Consider the following 17,868-nt stretch of genomic DNA (forward strand, 5'->3'; position numbering starts at 1 on the left):
CGGCTCAGGCACACTGGGCGGGTGCGCCTGTCCCTGGCTGTTGGTCGACCCGTGCCCGTGCTGTTGGCGTTAACGCTGGCCGTGACGGTGACGGCGTGCACGACAGCCATCCCGGGAACGGCCACCAGCCAGGGCTCCGTGGTCTCCCGCGAGGACCCGAACCAGCCGGGCGGGGTCGATCCGTCCTTCGTGGAGAACACCGACAACGGTGAGATCGACCGGCTCGCCGCCACGGTGATCACCGACGTGCGGACGTACTGGGAAGAGCAGTTCCCGAAGACGTTCGGCGAGGAGTTCAAGGACCTCAAGGGCGGCTACTTCTCCGTCGACACCGCCGACGCCGACAGCGACGCGCCGCCGTGCGCGGACAAGGCCGACGAGGTGGAGGGCAACGCCTTCTACTGCCCGACCGCCGACATCATCGCCTGGGACCGGGCCGCGCTGCTGCCGGTGCTGCGCGACCGGTTCGGCGAGGCGGCGGTGATGCTGGTGCTCGCCCACGAGATGGGCCACGCGGTGCAGAACCGCACGGGTGTCGGCCTCGATCAGCGCAAGGCGAACCCGAGCAAGTTCCCGACGATCCTGATCGAGGCGATGGCCGACTGCTACGCCGGGTCGTTCGTCCGCTGGGTCGCCGACGGGAAGTCCAAGCACCTCAACATCGCCAAGGACCGGCTGGACTCGGCGCTGGAGTCGCTGATCAGCTTCCGCGACCCGATCGGCACCGAGCAGACCGACCGCGGCGCCCACGGCGACGCGTTCGACCGGGTGTCGGCGTTCCAGGACGGGTACGAGAAGGGCGTCGACCTGTGCGCCAAGATGACCGTCGACAACCGCACGTTCACCCTGAGCGGCTTCATCGACGCCGGTGACCAGGCGCGCGGCGGCAACCTGCGGTTCGACCAGATCGTGCAGTCGATCTCGCCGGGGCTCAACACGTACTTCTCCGCTCTGATGACCAAGTCGGGCAAGACGTGGACCGAGCCGAAGATCACGACGGTCGACGCGGCGCCGGAGTGCGGGGGCGGCAAACAGGGGCCGGTCGCGTTCTGCGGGGATGGCGGGGCGCTGGAGATGGACGGCAAGAAGGAGCTGCCGGAAATCCACGTCGACATCGGCGACTACGCGACCGGCGCGCTGCTCGCCAGCCGGTACGGGCTGGCCGCGCTCGCCGCGGCGGGCAAGCCGGTGGAGGGGCCCGACGCCCAGCGCTCGGCGGTGTGCCTGGCCGGGTCGTTCACCGGGTCCTTGTTCAGCGCGGAGCAGCGCTTCCTGTCCCCCGGCGATCTCGACGAGGCCATCCAGGTCCTGCTGGACTACGACTACGCCGCCCGCGACGCCAAGGGCGACGCCATCGACGCGGGCTTCGACCGGGTGATCGCGTTCCGCGAAGGCTTCACCGGCGGCGGCGAGAAATGCGGACTGGGCTGAATCGGGCGGATCACCGCACGGTGGTTCGGACTCGGCAGTAGGGTGCAGCCAGACAAAAGGGACCAGGTCCCCGGGGCAGGCGCGACTTTGAAGTGTGGGGAATGACGGGTGCGTATCAGAATCGCGTTGGCGCTCACCGCTGCGGTGGTGATGGCCGCTCAGGTCGGCGGTTGCGCCGGCAAGCAGATCGCGGGCAAGGCACGCGCGGTCGGTGAGATCGACGCGGGCACCGCGGCGGGCATCCCGATCGACAACAGCCGCCCCAGCGGGCCGAAGCAGGGCGTCGAGGACGCGAAGTTCCCGGTGGAGAACGCCGACAACGGCGAGATGGACCGCCTGGCGATGAACGCCGTGAGCGACATCTACGACTACTGGGCCGAGAAGATGCCCGCCGAGTTCGAGGGGCAGAAGTTCGAGCCGCTGCACCGGCTGGTGTCCTACGACTCCAACGGCAAAGCCGTGAAGGTCTGCAACACCTCGACGGCGAAGCTGGTCAACGCCTTCTACTGCAGCCTCGACGACAGCGTCGCGTGGGACCGCGGGGTGCTGCTGCCGATGCTGGACAAGCAGTTCGGCCCGATGTCGGTGGTGACGGTCCTCGCCCACGAGATGGGCCACGCCGTGCAGTTCCGCCTGGGCGCGAAGAGCAACGTCAACCGCGGCACGCCGACGATCATCAAGGAACAGCAGGCCGACTGCTACACCGGCTCGTTCTTCCGGCACGTCGCCGAGGGCAAGGCCAAGCACTTCGACATCAACGTCGGCGACGGCCTCAACCAGGTCCTCGCGACCATGTTCTTCATCCGTGACCCGGCGGGTGAGTCGGCCAACAAGCAGGGCGCCCACGGCCTGGCGTTCGACCGGGTCTTCGCGTTCCAGGCGGGCTTCACCGAGGGCCCGCGCCGCTGCGCGAAGATGGACCAGGACGAGATCAACAGCCGCATCGCCGAGAAGGAACGCAGCGCGCAGGACAAGGAAACCAACGGCCAGGTCGAGATCAGCGACAAGCGGATCATGACCAAGCTCGAGGAGAGCCTCGCCGAGGCGTTCAAGCGCACCGGCGCCGCCATGCCGAAGATCGAGGACAACGGCGCCAAGTGCGCTGACGGCTCGTCCACACCGCCCGCGACCTTCTGCCCGGACGACAACGTCGTAGCCATCGACCTCGCCGCGCTGAAGAAGATCGCGACACCACCCAAGCGCGGCGAGCCTGGCCTCGACACGGGCATCGGCGACTTCGCCGCGTTCGCCGAGATCGCCTCCCGGTACTCGCTGTCCATCCAGAAGTCGACGGGCGCCTCGCTGGAGGGCGACAAGGCGGGCCTGCGGACCGCCTGCCTGACCGGGGCGTGGGCGGCGTTCACCGTGGACAAGACACCCGATGACGGCGACGCCAAACTCCACATCGCGGTCGGGGACCTTGATGAGGCCGTGGCGGAACTGCTGCTGGAGAAGAGCCTCATCGCCGCCGACGCCAAGGGCAAGCACGTTCCCTCCGGTTTCGCCCGGGTGGAAGCGTTCCGCGTCGGCTACTTCGACGGCGACAAGGGCTGCGCCAACCAGTTCAGCTGATCCACCTTTCGCGAACGGCCCGCCGGTGACTCACCGGCGGGCCGTTTCGCGTTCCGCCGCCGCGAGCAGAATCTGACAACATCTTGCATGAAAATGTCCGATAGCTCGGGTTTTCAGTCATCTCTTGACAGTACGGGTGGATGGTCGACAGAGTCGAGGGCGTCCCTACCGCAGTGAGTCGAGCGCAAGACGTGACTGAGGAGTGGTGCACCCATGCCCGAAATGCCCCCTGTCTCCCGACGATCACTCCTCGGCGGCATCGCCGCGGGCGGTGCGCTGACCGCGCTGGGCGGGAGCGCGCAGGCGCAGACCACGGTCGAACCAGCCCGCGAAGGCGGCCAGACCACGATGATCGGCACGCCCTTCGAGCCGCACCGCACGGTGCGGGTCGGCGTGATCGGGCTCGGCAACCGCGGCATGGGCATGCTCAGCGGCTGGGCCGCGGTGCCTGGCTGCGTCGTGACCGCGGTATGTGACGTGCGCGCGGACCGCGCCACCCGCGCCGCCGACCGGCTCGTCGCGTTGGGCAAGCCGCGGCCGGCGCAGACCGGTTCGTTCCAGCAGCTGGTGGACCGCGACGACGTCGACTTCGTCTACATCGCCACGCCGTGGGAACTCCACTACCCCCAAGGGAAAGCGGCGCTGGTCGCCGGCAAGCACGTCGGCGTCGAACTGCCGATCGCGACCGAGACCGCGGAGCTGTGGGATCTGGTCAACACCTCGGAGATCACCCGCAAGCACCTGTTCCTGATGGAGAACTGCAACTACGGGCGCAACGAGCTGGCGATGCTCAAGATGGCCCACCAGGGGCTCTTCGGCGAGATCACCAACGGCCACGGCGGCTACCTGCACGACCTGCGCGCGCTGCTGTTCTCCGACACGTACTACACCGACGCCTGGCGGCGGAAGTGGCACACCCGCAGCATCGCGAGCTTCTACCCGATGCACGGCCTCGCCCCCATCGCCGCGTGCATGGACATCAACCGCGGCGACCGGATGACCACCCTGCGCGCGACCGCGACCGCCCCACGCGGACTCGCCGACTACCGCGAACGCCACATTCCCAAGTCGCACCCGTCATGGAAGGAGACCTACATCAACGGCGACCTGGTCACCTGCATGATCGACACTGAGCGCGGCCGGGTCATCCGCGCCGAACACGATGTCAGCTCGCCGCGGCCCTACAGCCGGATCAACAGCCTGGCGGGGACCCGCGGCATCGTCGAGGACTACCCGGCGCGCGTCTACCTCGAACCCGACCACGGCAACCACGCCTGGCAGGACTTCCGCCCGTACCGCGACACCCACGACCACTGGCTGTGGAAGAAGATCGGCGACGACGCGGCCAACAACGGCGGCCACGGCGGGATGGACTACGTGCTGCAGTGGCGCGTCGTGCAGCAGATGCGCGCGGGCCTGGTCCCGGACATCGACGTCTACGACTCGGCCGTGTGGTGCTCGGCCATCCCGCTGAGTGTGGTGTCGCTGCGCGCGGGTGGCAGGCCGGTGGGTGTCCCGGACTTCACCCGAGGGCTATGGTCCCGCCCCCGCGTGGGCCTTGATTCGCAACCGTCGGAAATGCCACCGGTCGGCTGAGTCGACCGCCGACAGATCCCGGCGCGCTCCCAGCGAAACAGCAGTAGCGTCATGAAACTGACGCCACCTGAAGGGAGCGCGCCGTGGATCCGACGTTGACCAACCCGGACCTGTACAAGGTCGTATTCGAGAACGACCGCGTGCGAGTCCTGGAATACACGGACAAGCCCGGCGACCGGACCGCACCACACGAACATCCCGACAGCGTGATGGTGACCTTGAGCGACATCCGACGGCGAATCACCTCGCGCGGACAGGTGGTCGACGTGACCCTGCCCGCCGGACAGGCCCGCTGGCTCGACGCCCAGGAACACATCGGCGAGAACACGGGCGACAGCAAGACGCACGCGATCTTCATCGAGCTCAAGGAGGCCCGGCCCGACGGCAATGCCGAACAGGGCGCCACCGTCGGGCCTCGCTAGAACGGGCCCGGAGCAGCGCTAGTACAGCGCGCTGGCCAGGTCCCTCCGTGCCTTCATCACGCGCGGGTCGTCCGCCGCGAACAGGTCGAACAGCGACACCAGGTGCGTCCGGGCCTTGTCCCGGTCATCGCCCGAGGTCCGCCGCACGGCGTTGATCAGCCGGGCGAAGGCCTGCTCGGTCTGCTGCCCCGCCACCTCCAGGTCCGCGGCCGCGACCTGGGCGTCGACGTCGTCCGGGGACATGTCGGCGCGCACGATCACCGAGGGGTCATGGGACTCGGCGCGGGCCAGGAAACGCACCTGGGCGAGTGCCGCCTTGGCCTCCTCGTTCGCCGGTTCGGCGTCGAGGATCGACTGGTAGCCGGCTTCCGCGGCCGCGTAGTCGCCCTGCTCGAAAGCCCGCTCGGCGGCGAGGAAACGCTCGTCCTCGGGCTCCGGCTCGGGGGCCGACGCCGCGGGGGCGCCTTCCTCAGCGGCCCGGATGGCGGGCATACGGTCGCGCAGGGCGTCGAGCAGGCCACCGATCCACTGCCGCAGGCGCGGCTCCGGCGGCACCTCGGCGAACGCCTCGACGGGCTGACCCGCCGCGATGGCGATGACCATCGGCACGGACTGGGCGCCGAAGAGCTGGGCCACCCGGGGGCTGGCGTCGACGTCGACCGTCGCCAGGCGCCAGGCGCCGTTGGATTCGGCGACGAGCCGGTCGAGCAGCGCGACGAGCTGCTCCGACGGCACCGACCAACTCGCGTGCAGGGCGACGACGACGGGGACTTCCATCGACCGTTCGACGACGTCGTTCTGGAACGTCGCCTCGGACACCTGGGAGGTGAACGCGCCACCCGCCGCCGCGGCGGCGGGTGCGCCTGCCTGCGGAGCCCTGGTGGTGGCGTCCGCTCTGGCCTTGAGTGCGGAAAGGTCGACGGCCCGGGAGAGGGCGGCCGACAGAGCTGCGGTCTGGCGTGGATCAGGCCTGGTCACGTTTCTCATCCTGGCATGGCCCGCGTGGCGGCGTTGTAGGGGTGTGGCCCGTCCAGGAACGGTGACCGGGTCTCGACGTGCTCCTAGCTCCCGGTCATCTCGGCCAGTGCGGCCTCCGGTGCCAGGCCCATCGGGTTGACCCGCATCGCCTCGTTCAGCCGGGTGATCCGCAGCGACAGCGGTGCGAGCAGCTCCACCAACCGGGCCGTGCCCTGCTCGCCGAGCTGCGTCCACGGGGTGGACGCGGCCTCGTCGGTCAGCGCCTCGACGGTCTCCCGCATGTCCCGGCCGTCGGCGGTCAGCCCGCCGTCGTCGATGAGGTCGCGCTCGCGGAGCCGGTCCTCGGCCGCCGCCCACTCGTCCTGCGGCCAGTTGCGGGCCTTGCGCATGTACTCCTGGGTCAGCCCGTTGTCGGCGGCGAAGAGGACCAGCGTCTCGCACGGGTCGAGGCCCGCGGTGATGAGCGCGGCGACATGGCCGTCGCCGCGGGACTCGCGCAGGGTGGTGGCGGACTGCCACAGCGCCAGGTGCGGCTCCTCGGGCAGGTCGAGCGCGGCGTTGGCGGCGGCGAGCGCGCGGCCCGCGGTCGGCGCCCAGCCGGCCGCCGTGCGCGCCAGGTCCGCGGCCTCGGCGATCTCCGGGCCGGACACGGCCTCGCCCAGCATGCGGCGCAGCGCGCCGTCGACGCCCGCGAGCCGGGTGCGCAGGAAGTCCTCGGGGGACGCGACCGTCCACGCGTCGGGCAGCGCCCGCTCCACCAGCGAGGGGTGGAAGTTGTAGAACAGGCTGGTCACCAGCCAGGCGGGCGCGGCGCCGAGCGGCGCGGCCCGCATGCCGAAGTAGCCCATCCACCGGCCCTTGCAGCCGAGCGCGTCGGTGGCGGCGATCGACTCGGGGCTGAAGTACGTGACGGCGTGGTAGGGCTCGAAGCACTGCCACATGCGGCGCGGATCCATGGCGCCGATCCTAGGAGTCGGCCAGGTATTGCTCGACCCTTTCGACCTTCGCCGTGAGCTGACCGACGTGACCCGGCCGGATGTCGGCCTTGAGGACGAGCCCGACCCGCGGGTACTTCTCGAGCAGGACGTCGGTGGCGCGCTTGACCACGGCCATCACCTCGTCCCACTCACCCTCGATCGTGGTGAACATGGCCGACGTCTCGTTGGGCAGACCGGACTCGCGGACCACCCGCACGGCCTCGGCGACGGCCTCGCCCACGTTCTCCGATTCCCCGCCGAGCGGGCTGACACTGAAGGCGACGAGCACGGTTCACTCCTGTCGTTGGGCGACTTGCCAGGCACACTAGCCAGGTGGTCTCCGACCGCTGGGTCCTGCACGTGGACCTCGACCAGTTCATCGCCGCGGTCGAGGTCCTCCGCAGGCCTGAGCTGCGCGGACTTCCCGTGGTCGTCGGCGGGCAGGGCGATCCCACCCAGCGGGCGGTGGTGGCGACGGCGTCGTACGAGGCCCGCGCGTTCGGGGTGCGGTCCGGCATCCCGCTGAAGCTGGCGGTCAAGCGCTGCCCGCAGGCGGTGTTCCTGCCCAGCGACCCCGAGGCGTACACGGCGGCCTCCGCGCAGGTGATGGCCGCGCTGCGCGAGTTCGACGCCGTGGTCGAGGTGCTGGGGTGGGACGAGGCGTTCCTCGGGGTCACCACGGCCGACCCGGTGACGCTGGCCTGCGAGATCCACGACGTGGTGCTCGACCGGACCCGGCTGCACTGCTCGGTGGGGATCGGCGACAACAAGCTGCGCGCCAAGCTCGCCACCGACTTCGGCAAGCCCCAGGGGGTCTTCCAGCTCACCGCGGAGAACTGGTTCGAGGTCATGGGCGAGCGCCCCACCGACGCGCTGTGGGGCATCGGCGCCAAGACCGCCCGCAAGCTGACCGAACTGGGCCTGACGACCGTCGCGGAGCTGGCCGCGGCGGACCCGGACGTGCTGGCCGCCCGGATGGGCCCGACGATCGGCCCGTGGCTGCGCACGCTCGGCCTGGGCGCCGGGTCGACGGAGGTCTCGGGCGAGCCGTACGTGCCGCGGTCGCACAGCCACGAGACGACGTTCCAGGAGAACCTCACCGCCGTGGAGGACATGCGCGCGGCGGTGGTGAAGCTGACCGGGCAGCTCATGGCGGAGGTCGACGCCGACGGCAGGCCGGTGGTCCGGGTCGGGGTGAAGGCCCGCTTCGCCCCGTTCTTCACCAAGACCCGCAGCGTCACCCTCGCGGGCCCGACCACCGACCAGGCCGACATCGAGGCCGCGGCCCTGGTCGCGCTGGAGCGGTTCGAGCTGGACCGGCCGGTGCGGCTGCTCGGCGTGCGGGCCGAGTTCGCTCCGCCGCCGGATGGCTACTGAGGGCGGTCGGCGGTTCCCGGCTGGTAACTTCTGGCCATGAGCCCCCGCTCCCTGCCGTTCGATCCCATCGCCCGAGCTGCGGATTTGTGGCAGGAGCGGATCGGCGACGCCAAGACCATGGCCGCGGTCACCAGCGTCATGCGGGTCCAGCAGATCCTCCAGTCCGCTGTGGACGGAGCGCTCAAGCCGCACGGGCTGACCTTCGCCCGCTACGAGGCCCTGGTCCTGCTGACGTTCTCGCGCAAGGGCAGCCTCCCGATGCGGGTGATGGGTGAGCGGCTGCAGCTGCATCCGACCAGCGTCACCAACATCGTCGACCGGCTCGAGGCCGACGGCCTGGTCAAGCGGACCCCGCACCCCACCGACCGCCGCACCACCCTGGCCGAGATCACCGAGGCGGGCCGCGAACGGCAGGCGCAGGCCACCGCAGCGGTGACCACCGTGGACTTCGGGCTCAAGGGCCTGACCGAGCGGCAGACCGCGCAGCTCACCGACCTGCTGGCGAAGGTCCGCAAAGCGGCGGGCGACTTCCAGGACTGATCGCGGTTGGGTCACGAAAGGTAACGACCACCGCACTCTCCGGCGACTCTCAAAGACACGTCGCTGCGGAGGCAAGGCATGTCGGCACTCGAGATTCGCGTACACGGCATCGGTGACCACGACGACTACAGCGCCTTGGGCGATCCGGTGTTGCTGACGCCGAACAACCGCACGCACATCGTGGTCCCGCCGACCGTCCCCGACCACCCGCTCAAGCTGGTCAACTGGTCGCGCTCCTCCCGCAAGCTCTCGCGCGGTCTGCTGTGGTACTTGGCGCTCCCGTTCACCCTGGTCAACGCCGCGGGCAACATGGGCCCAGCCAAGGGCCCGGCCCACTCGATCCTGCGGATCCTGGTGGGCTTCGTCGGCATCCTGCTGACCGTCTCCGCCGCCGCGTGGCTGATCGTGATGGCCGAATCGGTGATGAAGGTCGTGGCGATCCCCGACGACCCGCGCACCGTGAGCCGAGTGCTCGCGGTCGTCATCCCGTCGCTGCTGGCGTTCGGGATGCTCGCGCGGTGGAAGTTGCGGAACCTGCGGATCAACGCCGTCGTGCTGTGGCTCAACGTGGCCGCGCTGATCTTGTTCGGGGCCGCGGTGGCCGCGCTGTTGCCCGCGCAGATCGATTATTCCGGGTGGCCGTCGCGCACAGTCCCCATGACCAGGCCCGAATGGCTCGGGACCCGGTGGAGCCGGCCGCCCTTGGTCGAGCGGCTCGATCCCATGACGGCCGTCGTCATCGTCACGACGCTGCTCGGGCTGGCGTGCTCGGGACTCGTTTTGCTCGTGCGGATGTTCACCAAGGCCGACAAGGCGAGCCTGGCAGGCGCGTCCGCGCTGTTGTCCATCGCGGTGGTGTCGACGCACACGGTGAGTTCGGTGCTGCGGATGGGCGCGGACTGGATCGCCGGCTGGGTCTCATGGGCGTCGCTGTCCCACCCGGACACGGTGTCGGCCTGGGACCGGGCGCTCATGGGTTACTACGAGCGCGGAAACGCCGTGCAGTCGCGGCTCGACTTCCTGGCCTGGTTCGGCATCGCCGCGATTGTCGCCCTGGCGATCGCGGCCGGGCTGTCCATCTGGACCGGCACCCCAGGTCCGCGCCCGAAGAAGTCGCCGACGAACCGGGAGCGAGCCGTGTGGATACACGGCGTCGTGGCCGCGCTGCCCCACTTTCTCCCCAGGACCCTGGTCGCGGGCGGCCTGCTCGCACTCGGGCTGTCAGTGGTGCTGGTGCGGCATCACGAATGGCTGCTCGAGGGGCTGCGGGGGCACTTCGTCGTCCTGATCATCAACGCCTTGACCGTGGTGGCCATCGTGGCGGTCTTCCTCCGCCACCGGCTGCCCATGCTCAGCAAAGTGATCGGCAGCTTCGCTGACATAGTCGGGTTCTGGACGGTCGAACACCACCCGCTGGCCGGTGTCTCCTACCGCGGCGCGGCGCTCGTCGCGATCGACGCCGCCGTCGGCTCGAAGAAACACATCGTGCTCGTCGGCCACAGCCAAGGATCGGTCGTGTGCGCCTGGTGGCTGGCCAGGCACCCCGGACCTAAACCTAAGGTGAGCCTGGTCACCTGCGGGTCACCACTGGCCTCGCTGTACCAGACGTTCTTTCCCCGCCACTTCACCACCGCGTTCTTCGACGACGTACGCACTGGGAGTCCGAAGTGGCGGAACTTCTGGCGCGAGACCGACCCGATCGCGACCGCCGTGCCCAACGCGCACAACGGCGACGCGCTCGCCGATCCACTGCCACCGCGGATGAAAGCCCTGGGGCACGGCGACTATTGGACCGACCCGGCCCAGCAGTACTGGATCAGACAGCGGATCCGTCAGATGAGCTGACGGGCCCGGACCGGGTCGAGCTTGCCCGTGCGCAGTGCCCAGCGCTCGAAGAGGATGGTGGCCAAGGGCGGGATGCTGGACGCGAAGGCCCAGATCGTCGTCCACCGGTTCCACCGCTGTTCGCGCGCGGTGAAGGCCACGACGACGATGTAGGCGACGAAGACGGCGCCGTGGATCGGGCCGAAGACCTTCACCCCGAACTCGCCGAGGTCGGTCGCGTACTTGAAGAACATGCCGATCAGGAGACCGACCCAGGAGACGGCTTCAGCGAGGGCGACGATGCGCAAACGGCCTGCGGGGGTGGCGAACATGGCTCCAGTGTGGAGCGTGAGCGCGCTCACCCCCCTCTCGGGTCGGCCGTGAGGTCAGCTGTCCTCCCACGTGAACACCCGACTCGCGACGAACCCGACGACGAGGGTGAACCCGATGAGCACCGCGCACGGCACCAGCAGCGCCGAGAAGTCCTTGCCGCGGACCAGGAAGTCCATCATGCCGTCGTTCATGTGCCGCAGCGGGAACACCTTCGACACGGTCTGCAGCCAGGGCGGTGCCGCCTCGATCGGGAAGAACGTCCCGGAGAGGAAAGCCATGGGCAGCACGACGATGTTGGCCGCACCGGTCGCGGCTTCCTCGGTCTTGCAGAACGCGCCGATGAGCATGCCGATGGCGAAGAAGGCCAGCACTCCCAGCACGAACACCGGGATCGACAGCCACCACGTGCCGGACAGCCGCAGCCCGAAGATCGGCAGCAGGGCGACACCGACGAAGACCAGCGCCTGGACGAACGCGACACCGACCGTCACGGTGAGCCGCGAGCTGAGCACCGTCGTCGGGGTGATGGGCGCCAGCCGCAGCCTGCGCAGCACCTGCTTGCGCCGCCAGTTCACCATCGTCAGCGCCGCGCCGAAGACCGCGGTCACCGCGATGCCCCACGACATGATGCCCGGCGTCAGGTACTGGATCGGTTGCAGCGACGCGTCTTCCACCTGTGCGGCCTCGAACGCGAAGCGCGGCGGCTGGCCGCTCGCCCGCACGTTGAGCTCCTGGGTGACACCGGCCACCAGACCGCGCACCGTGCCCGCCTGGGCCTGGTCGCTCGCGGCGAAGCTCAGCCGGACCGTGTCGCCGGTGGCCTCGACGAGGCCGGGCAGGTCGCCGTCGCGCACCTTCCGCACGCCCGCCTCGACCGAGTCGAACCGCTCCAGCTCGACCGCGCCGGTCTGCTCGAGCGCGGCGAGGACCGGGCCGTCGCCGACCGCGCCGATCTTGATCTTCTCCGCGCCCGCGTCGCGGAACAGCAGACCGAAGATCACCAGGAACATCAACGGGAAGATGAACGAGAAGAACAGGGTGGCCTTGTCCCGGAAGAACCCCTTGGCCATGGCCTTCGACAGGCTGGTGAACGCCGCACTCATGCTCGGTACTCCCGCCCGGTCAGGTCGAGGAAGACGTCCTCGAGCGTGGCGGTCCGCACCTGCAGGCCGTCGAGGGTGCCGCGTTCGGCCAGCGTGGAGAGCACGGGTGCCGGGGTGCGGGTGGAGATGGTGAGCGAGACCTCGTCGGCGTGCACGTCGTCGGCGCCGGGGATCGCCCGAGCGTCCTCAAGGGACAGTGAGCCGCGTTCGAGGATCACGTGCGTCGGGGCGTCGAGGCCGCGCACGAGCGTCGCGGGCGGGTCCATGGCGAGGATGCGGCCGTTGTCCATGATCGCGACCCGGTCGCAGAGGATCTCGGCCTCGTCGAGGTAGTGCGTGGTGTAGACGATGGTCTTGCCGCGCTCCTGGATCGCGCGCAGCACGTCCCACAGGTTGCGCCGCGCCTGCGGGTCGAGCGCGGCGGTGGGCTCGTCGAGGAACACCACGTCCGGGTCGTGGACGAGCGCGCAGGCGATGGACAGCCGCTGCCGCTGACCGCCGGACAGCTTGTCCTCGCGGGTGTCCGCCTTGTCGGTGAGGCCGACGAGTTCGAGCATCTCGCCCGCGGTCTTCGCGTCGATGCCGTAGAGCGCGGCGAAGGTCTCCAGCTGCTCGCGCGCGGTCAGCTTCTCGAAGAACGCCGACGCCTGCAGCTGCACGCCGATGCGCGGAAGCAGCGCGGCGTTGCGCGGGAACGGATTCTCACCGAGCAGGCGCACGGAACCCCCGTCGGGCACGCGCAATCCCTCGACGATCTCCAGGGTTGTGGTCTTGCCGGCGCCGTTCGGACCGAGGATCCCGAAGAACTCACCTTCGGCGACGGTGAAAGACACACCGTCGACCGCGTCGAGTTCTCCGTAGGACTTGCGAATGTCCTCGACCACGATCGCGTCCGTGGTGACAGTCATGGCACAAACGTAGTCGCCGAAACACCGCCATGAGGGTGAGATCAGGGTGTTTGGGCCGGACGGACGAGCCTAAGTGGACGCTTGGATGCTCTCGATCAAGGAGTCGGCGGCGGTGTACGGGTCGACCTCGCCCGCCATCACCCGCTTCGCCAGCCCTTCGAGCGCGTCACCGTGCACGTCGGCCAGCTTCGCGCGCAGCGATTCCACCGCGATGGCTTCGATCTCGGTGCGGGCGCGGACCGCGCGGCGCTCTTCGAGTTCGCCGTGTTCGGCCATCCATGTGCGGTGGGTGTCGATCGCCTCGACCACGTCGGCGATGCCCTCCAAGCGGGCGGCGACCGTCTTGACGATCGGCTGGCGCCAGCTCGCGCCGCGGATCTCCCGACGTCCCAAGGAGATCATGTACTTCAGCTCGCGGACGGTGGTGTCGGCGCCGTCGCGGTCGGCCTTGTTGACGACGAAGACGTCGGCGATCTCCAGGATGCCCGCCTTGGCCGCCTGGATGCCGTCGCCCATGCCCGGGGCGAGCAGCACGATCGTGGTGTCGGCGAGCGCCACGACTTCCACTTCGGACTGCCCGACGCCGACCGTCTCGATGAGGACGACGTCGAACCCGGCCGCGTCGAGCACCCGCAGCGCCTGCGGGGTCGCCCACGCCATGCCGCCGAGGTGACCGCGGGTGGCCATGGAGCGGATGAACACGTCCGGGTCGGTCGCGTGTTCCTGCATCCGGATGCGGTCGCCCAGCAGGGCGCCGCCGGAGAACGGGGACGACGGGTCGATGGCGAGCACGCCGACCCGCTTGCCCAGCGCGCGGTAGGCCGCGACGAGGGCCGAGGTGGTCGTGGACTTGCCGACACCCGGCGACCCGGTGAGCCCGATGACCTGGGCCCGCCCGCCGTGGGGCGCCAACGCCGCCGCCGCTTCACGCAGCTGCGGGCTGGCGTCCTCGACGAGTGAGATGAGCCTGGCGACCGCGCGCGGCTCACGCCGCCGCGCGCGGTCGACAAGATCTGCTACATCGACCTGACGGGCCAAGCTCAGGCCTTGGGCACGGAGATGATCAGGGCGTCGCCCTGGCCGCCGCCGCCACACAGGGCCGCCGCGCCGACACCGCCGCCGCGCCGCTTGAGCTCGTAGGCCAGGTGCACGATCAGCCGGGCGCCGGAAGCGCCGATCGGGTGGCCCAGGGCGATGGCGCCGCCGTTGACGTTGACGATGTCCTCGGAGATGCCCAGCTTCTTGGTGGAGACGACACCGACGGCGGCGAACGCCTCGTTGATCTCGACCAGGTCCAGGTGGGAGGCCTCGATGCCCTGCTTGGCCAGCGCGGCGTTGATGGCGTTGGACGGCTGCTCGTGCAGGCTCGCGTCCGGGCCGGCGACGACGCCGTGGGCGCCGATCTCGGCGATCCAGGACAGGCCCAGTTCCTCGGCCTTGGCCTTGCTCATGACGACCACCGCGGCGGCGCCGTCGGAGATCTGCGAGGCCGAACCGGCGGTGATGGTGCCGTCGCTGGCGAACGCCGGGCGCAGCTTGCCCAGGCTCTCGACGGTGGTTTCGCCGCGCACACCCTCGTCGGTGTCGAAGACGATCGGGTCGCCCTTGCGCTGCGGGATGGTGACCGGGGCGATCTCGTCGGCGAACACACCGTCGGCGATGGCCTTGGCCGCCTTCTGGTGCGAGGCCGCGGAGAACGCGTCCTGCTCCTCGCGGGTGAGGTCGTAGCGGGCGTTCACCTTCTCGGTGGAGACACCCATCGCGACCTGGTCGAACGCGCAGAACAGGCCGTCGTAGGCCATGTGGTCCTGCAGCGTGACGTCGCCGTACTTGAAGCCGGAGCGGGACTTCGGCAGCAGGTGCGGCGCCTGGGTCATGGACTCCTGGCCACCGGCGACGATGATGTCGAACTCGCCCGCGCGGATCAGCTGGTCGGCCAGCGCGATCGCGTCGAGGCCGGACAGGCAGACCTTGTTGATGGTCAGCGCGGGGACGTTCATCGGGATGCCCGCGGCGACGGCGGCCTGACGGGCCGGGATCTGGCCCGCGCCCGCGGTGAGCACCTGGCCCATGATCGTGTATTGCACCTGCTCGGGCTTCACGCCCGCCTTCTCCAGCGCGGCCTTGATGGCGACCCCGCCGAGCTGCGCTCCGCTGAAGTCCTTCAGCGAGCCGAGCAGGCGACCGATCGGGGTGCGGGCCCCCGCGACGATGACGGTTCCGGACACAGCGGTCTCCTCAGCGTGCGAACGTGCGTTAACTCGGACCTTACTCGCGGAGAACCGCTTCGCCATGTGCCTGTGTGAGTAGCCGCACAGCAAATAGTTACCGATGGGTAGACAAGGCGTAATCTTCGCTTATGACCGATGCCCTGAAGCCTCACGTAGTCGCAATCGACCACGTCGGGATCGCCGTGCCCGACCTCGACGTCGCCATCGCGTTCTACCGCGACAACTTCGGCCTCGAGTCGGTCCATGAGGAGACCAACGAGGAGCAGGGCGTCCGCGAGGCCATGCTCCGCGTCCCCGGGGACACCACCGGCCCGGCCATCCAGCTGCTCGCGCCGCTCAACGAGCAGTCGACGATCGCCAAGTTCATCGGCCGCAGCGGCCCCGGCCTGCAGCAGCTGGCGTACCGGGTCGCCGACGTCGAAGCCACCGCCGACGCCCTACGCGCCAACGGCCTGCGCCTGCTCTACGACAAGCCCAAGCGCGGGACGTCGAACAGCCGGGTGAACTTCGTGCACCCGAAGGACGCGGGCGGCGTGCTCGTGGAACTCGTCGAGCCCGCCGCCGACGCGCACTAGCGGATTCCGTTCATCAGCTTCCGGACGGCGGGCGTCAGCAGGGCCATCACCACGCCCAGCGCGATGGCGCCCGCTCCCAGGAGGCCGAAGTACGTCGGCTCGGAGTCCTTCGAGTAGTACTCCGCGAGCGCGCCCGCGACGGACGTGCCCAGGGCGACCGACAGGAAGAACAGCGCGACCATCTGCGCGCCGTAGGCCTTCGGGGCCAGCTTCGTCGACAGCGAGAGGCCGACCGGCGACAAGCACATCTCGCCGAGCACGAAGATCACCAGCACCAGCACGACCAGCAGCGGGTTGATCACCTTCTCGCCTCCGGTGAAGCCGAGCAGCGCCATCACCAGGAACGCCACGCCCATGGCGGCGACGCCGAGGGCGAACTTGACCGGGGTCGACGGCTGGCGCGAGCCCAGCCGGATCCACAGCGCCGCGAAGACCGGGGCGAGGAGCACCACGCCGAGCGGCTCGACGGAGGCGAACCAGGACGGCGGGATCTTGAAGCCCATCAGGTCCAGGTCGACCCGGGTCTCCGCGTAGATCGCCAGCACGGTGAACTGCTGCTGGAACAGCGCCCAGAAGCCGAAGCTGACCAGGAACATCGGGATGAACGCGACGACCCGGCGGCGCTCGACTCCGTCGACCTTGCGGCTGGTCAACAGGATCGCGAACAGGGTCACCGCCGCGGCCGCGATGACCCAGGTGACCACGATCGCCAGGTTGTCCGCGCCGACGACGCCGGTCAGCACCAGCGCCAGGACCGCCGCGACGCCCGCGCCGATCACCGCGAACGACCGCACCCGGGCGGGGCCGTCGAGCGGGTTGGGGACGATCCGGCCGGACTCCGGCAGGTGCTTGCGCCCCATGACGTACTGCGCGAGGCCGACGGCCATGCCGACCGCCGCCAGCCCGAAGCCCCAGTGGAACCCGACGCGGTCCTGCAGCAGGCCGGTGAGCAGCGGCCCGACGAGCGCGCCAAGGTTGATGCCCATGTAGAAGATCGAGAACCCGGAGTCGCGCCGCTCGTCGTCGGGCGCGTACAGCGCCCCGACCAGCGCGGTGGCGGTGGCCTTGAGCCCACCGGACCCCAGCGCGACGCAGATGAGGCCCACGGCCACCCCGACGACGCCCGGCAGGACCGCGAGCGCGATGTGGCCCGCGAGGATCAGCGACCCGCTGTAGAACAGCGTGCGCTCCGGGCCGAACAGCCGGTCCGCGACCCAGGACCCGGCGATCGTGGCCAGGTACACCGACCCGCCGTACGCCCCGACGATGCCCGCCGCGGTGGACTGGGGGATGCCCAGCCCACCTTCGGCGACGCTGAAGTACAGGTAGTAGAGCAGGATCGACTGCATCCCGTAGTACGAGAAGCGCTCCCACATCTCGGTGCCGAACAGGTTCGCCAATCCGCGTGGATGGCCGAAGAACCCCTTGCCCTGCTCGACTTCGGTGGTGGCGGTCACTGTCGCCGGTCCCCTCTCACTCCGTTGTGTGGAGAACTCCCGAGGAGACCGTACGACAGGTGACCTTCCTACGAAGGTAGGTATCCGCTCACAAGCCGTTCGCCGCCAGCCAGGCCGGGTCGGGCGCGATCATCTGGACCAACTCGAGCAGCAGACCACCGGGCACGGCCACGTAGAAGTGGCGCTGACCCCACGGCTCGTCCGTGCACGCCTTCACGATTTCCGCGCCCGCCTCGCGCAGGCGGGCTTCCTCGGCCGCGGCGTCCTCCACCACCAGGGCGAAGATCGTCCCGGCCACCGGGCGGCCGCGGTACGGCTCGGGCGTGGACGGGTGGTCGACCTGGACTATGTCGAACATGAACGACTCGGCCGACTCATGACAGAAGTCGACATACCAGCCGAGGTCGACTGTGACCTTGAAACCGAGCTTCTCCACCAGGAAGTCCCGGGTCGCGGCGACGTCCTCGACCAGGATGGCCGTGGCGAACTTGCTGAACTGCATACACACCCCTCGGTTAAGCACTACGTCTGTAGTACTCTAGCC

General features: G+C 69.6%; 18 protein-coding genes. 8 read left to right on the forward strand and 10 right to left on the reverse strand.

Annotated features, from left to right (window positions below):
* Window positions 1-57: 57 nt before the first annotated feature.
* The 4 genes from C8E96_RS01295 to C8E96_RS01310 all read left to right on the forward strand — a co-directional run bounded on the left by C8E96_RS01295 (window position 58) and on the right by C8E96_RS01310 (window position 5,021).
* A complete protein-coding gene (locus tag C8E96_RS01295) occupies window positions 58-1,431 on the forward strand; it encodes a neutral zinc metallopeptidase (protein ID WP_228769681.1) in 1,374 nt (457 codons plus the stop codon).
* A gap of 108 nt (window positions 1,432-1,539) precedes the next feature.
* Window positions 1,540-3,003 (forward strand): neutral zinc metallopeptidase, encoded by a 1,464-nt coding sequence (locus C8E96_RS01300; RefSeq protein ID WP_228769680.1) that lies wholly within the window; start codon window positions 1,540-1,542, stop codon window positions 3,001-3,003.
* Window positions 3,004-3,216: 213 nt separating this feature from the next.
* Window positions 3,217-4,599, forward strand: coding sequence for a Gfo/Idh/MocA family protein (locus C8E96_RS01305; RefSeq protein WP_091370628.1), 1,383 nt, complete (start codon window positions 3,217-3,219; stop codon window positions 4,597-4,599).
* An 83-nt stretch (window positions 4,600-4,682) separates the two neighbouring features.
* Window positions 4,683-5,021: a cupin domain-containing protein gene (locus C8E96_RS01310; RefSeq protein ID WP_228769679.1), complete on the forward strand. Its 339-nt coding sequence runs from the start codon at window positions 4,683-4,685 to the stop codon at window positions 5,019-5,021.
* A gap of 18 nt (window positions 5,022-5,039) precedes the next feature.
* On the opposite strand, the gene C8E96_RS01315 is transcribed toward C8E96_RS01310, so the two are convergent.
* The 3 genes from C8E96_RS01315 to C8E96_RS01325 all read right to left on the reverse strand — a co-directional run bounded on the left by C8E96_RS01315 (window position 5,040) and on the right by C8E96_RS01325 (window position 7,265).
* Window positions 5,040-5,999, reverse strand: coding sequence for a tetratricopeptide repeat protein (locus tag C8E96_RS01315; protein ID WP_407642593.1), 960 nt, complete (start codon window positions 5,997-5,999; stop codon window positions 5,040-5,042).
* Between the two features lie 83 nt (window positions 6,000-6,082).
* Window positions 6,083-6,955, reverse strand: coding sequence for an SCO6745 family protein (locus C8E96_RS01320; protein ID WP_091370624.1), 873 nt, complete (start codon window positions 6,953-6,955; stop codon window positions 6,083-6,085).
* 10 nt (window positions 6,956-6,965) lie between these two features.
* Window positions 6,966-7,265, reverse strand: a complete 300-nt coding sequence (locus C8E96_RS01325) for an MTH1187 family thiamine-binding protein (RefSeq protein ID WP_091370622.1) — start codon at window positions 7,263-7,265, stop codon at window positions 6,966-6,968.
* A 44-nt stretch (window positions 7,266-7,309) separates the two neighbouring features.
* Between C8E96_RS01325 and C8E96_RS01330 the strand changes: the two genes are divergently transcribed.
* From C8E96_RS01330 to C8E96_RS01340, 3 genes are all read left to right on the forward strand, one after another.
* Window positions 7,310-8,353 (forward strand): DNA polymerase IV, encoded by a 1,044-nt coding sequence (locus C8E96_RS01330; RefSeq protein WP_091370619.1) that lies wholly within the window; start codon window positions 7,310-7,312, stop codon window positions 8,351-8,353.
* Between the two features lie 36 nt (window positions 8,354-8,389).
* The gene (locus C8E96_RS01335) at window positions 8,390-8,893 is read left to right on the forward strand and encodes a MarR family winged helix-turn-helix transcriptional regulator (RefSeq protein WP_091370617.1); all 504 of its coding nucleotides are present in this window, start codon (window positions 8,390-8,392) and stop codon (window positions 8,891-8,893) included.
* Window positions 8,894-8,971: 78 nt separating this feature from the next.
* Window positions 8,972-10,738, forward strand: a complete 1,767-nt coding sequence (locus C8E96_RS01340) for a lipase family protein (RefSeq protein WP_091370615.1) — start codon at window positions 8,972-8,974, stop codon at window positions 10,736-10,738.
* On the opposite strand, the gene C8E96_RS01345 is transcribed toward C8E96_RS01340, so the two are convergent.
* From C8E96_RS01345 to C8E96_RS01365, 5 genes are all read right to left on the reverse strand, one after another.
* Window positions 10,726-11,049: a DUF3817 domain-containing protein gene (locus C8E96_RS01345; protein WP_091370612.1), complete on the reverse strand. Its 324-nt coding sequence runs from the start codon at window positions 11,047-11,049 to the stop codon at window positions 10,726-10,728. The genes C8E96_RS01340 and C8E96_RS01345 overlap by 13 nt on opposite strands.
* Before the next feature lie 54 nt (window positions 11,050-11,103).
* A complete protein-coding gene (locus tag C8E96_RS01350) occupies window positions 11,104-12,153 on the reverse strand; it encodes an ABC transporter permease (protein WP_091370610.1) in 1,050 nt (349 codons plus the stop codon).
* Window positions 12,150-13,061, reverse strand: coding sequence for an ABC transporter ATP-binding protein (locus C8E96_RS01355; RefSeq protein ID WP_091370608.1), 912 nt, complete (start codon window positions 13,059-13,061; stop codon window positions 12,150-12,152). Before C8E96_RS01355 ends, C8E96_RS01350 begins: the two co-directional genes overlap by 4 nt.
* A gap of 69 nt (window positions 13,062-13,130) precedes the next feature.
* On the reverse strand, window positions 13,131-14,099 hold the full coding sequence (meaB, locus tag C8E96_RS01360; RefSeq protein WP_091370605.1) for a methylmalonyl Co-A mutase-associated GTPase MeaB: 969 nt from the start codon (window positions 14,097-14,099) through the stop codon (window positions 13,131-13,133).
* A gap of 2 nt (window positions 14,100-14,101) precedes the next feature.
* Complete coding sequence (locus C8E96_RS01365) at window positions 14,102-15,289, reverse strand: acetyl-CoA C-acetyltransferase (protein ID WP_091370603.1); 1,188 nt, start codon at window positions 15,287-15,289, stop codon at window positions 14,102-14,104.
* A 131-nt stretch (window positions 15,290-15,420) separates the two neighbouring features.
* On the opposite strand from C8E96_RS01365, the gene mce reads away from it, so the two are divergent.
* The gene (mce, locus tag C8E96_RS01370) at window positions 15,421-15,867 is read left to right on the forward strand and encodes a methylmalonyl-CoA epimerase (RefSeq protein ID WP_091370601.1); all 447 of its coding nucleotides are present in this window, start codon (window positions 15,421-15,423) and stop codon (window positions 15,865-15,867) included.
* Here the strand turns inward: mce and C8E96_RS01375 are convergent.
* Entirely contained in the window at window positions 15,864-17,324 is a 1,461-nt protein-coding gene (locus tag C8E96_RS01375) for a peptide MFS transporter (protein ID WP_091370598.1), read from the reverse strand. The two genes, mce and C8E96_RS01375, sit on opposite strands and share 4 nt — an antisense overlap.
* 88 nt (window positions 17,325-17,412) lie before the next feature.
* Window positions 17,413-17,826, reverse strand: coding sequence for a VOC family protein (locus C8E96_RS01380; RefSeq protein WP_091370596.1), 414 nt, complete (start codon window positions 17,824-17,826; stop codon window positions 17,413-17,415).
* Window positions 17,827-17,868 lie beyond the last annotated feature (42 nt).

Origin of the sequence: Actinokineospora alba (genome assembly GCF_004362515.1) — a bacterium.
In the GTDB taxonomy this organism is placed as follows: domain Bacteria; phylum Actinomycetota; class Actinomycetes; order Mycobacteriales; family Pseudonocardiaceae; genus Actinokineospora; species Actinokineospora alba.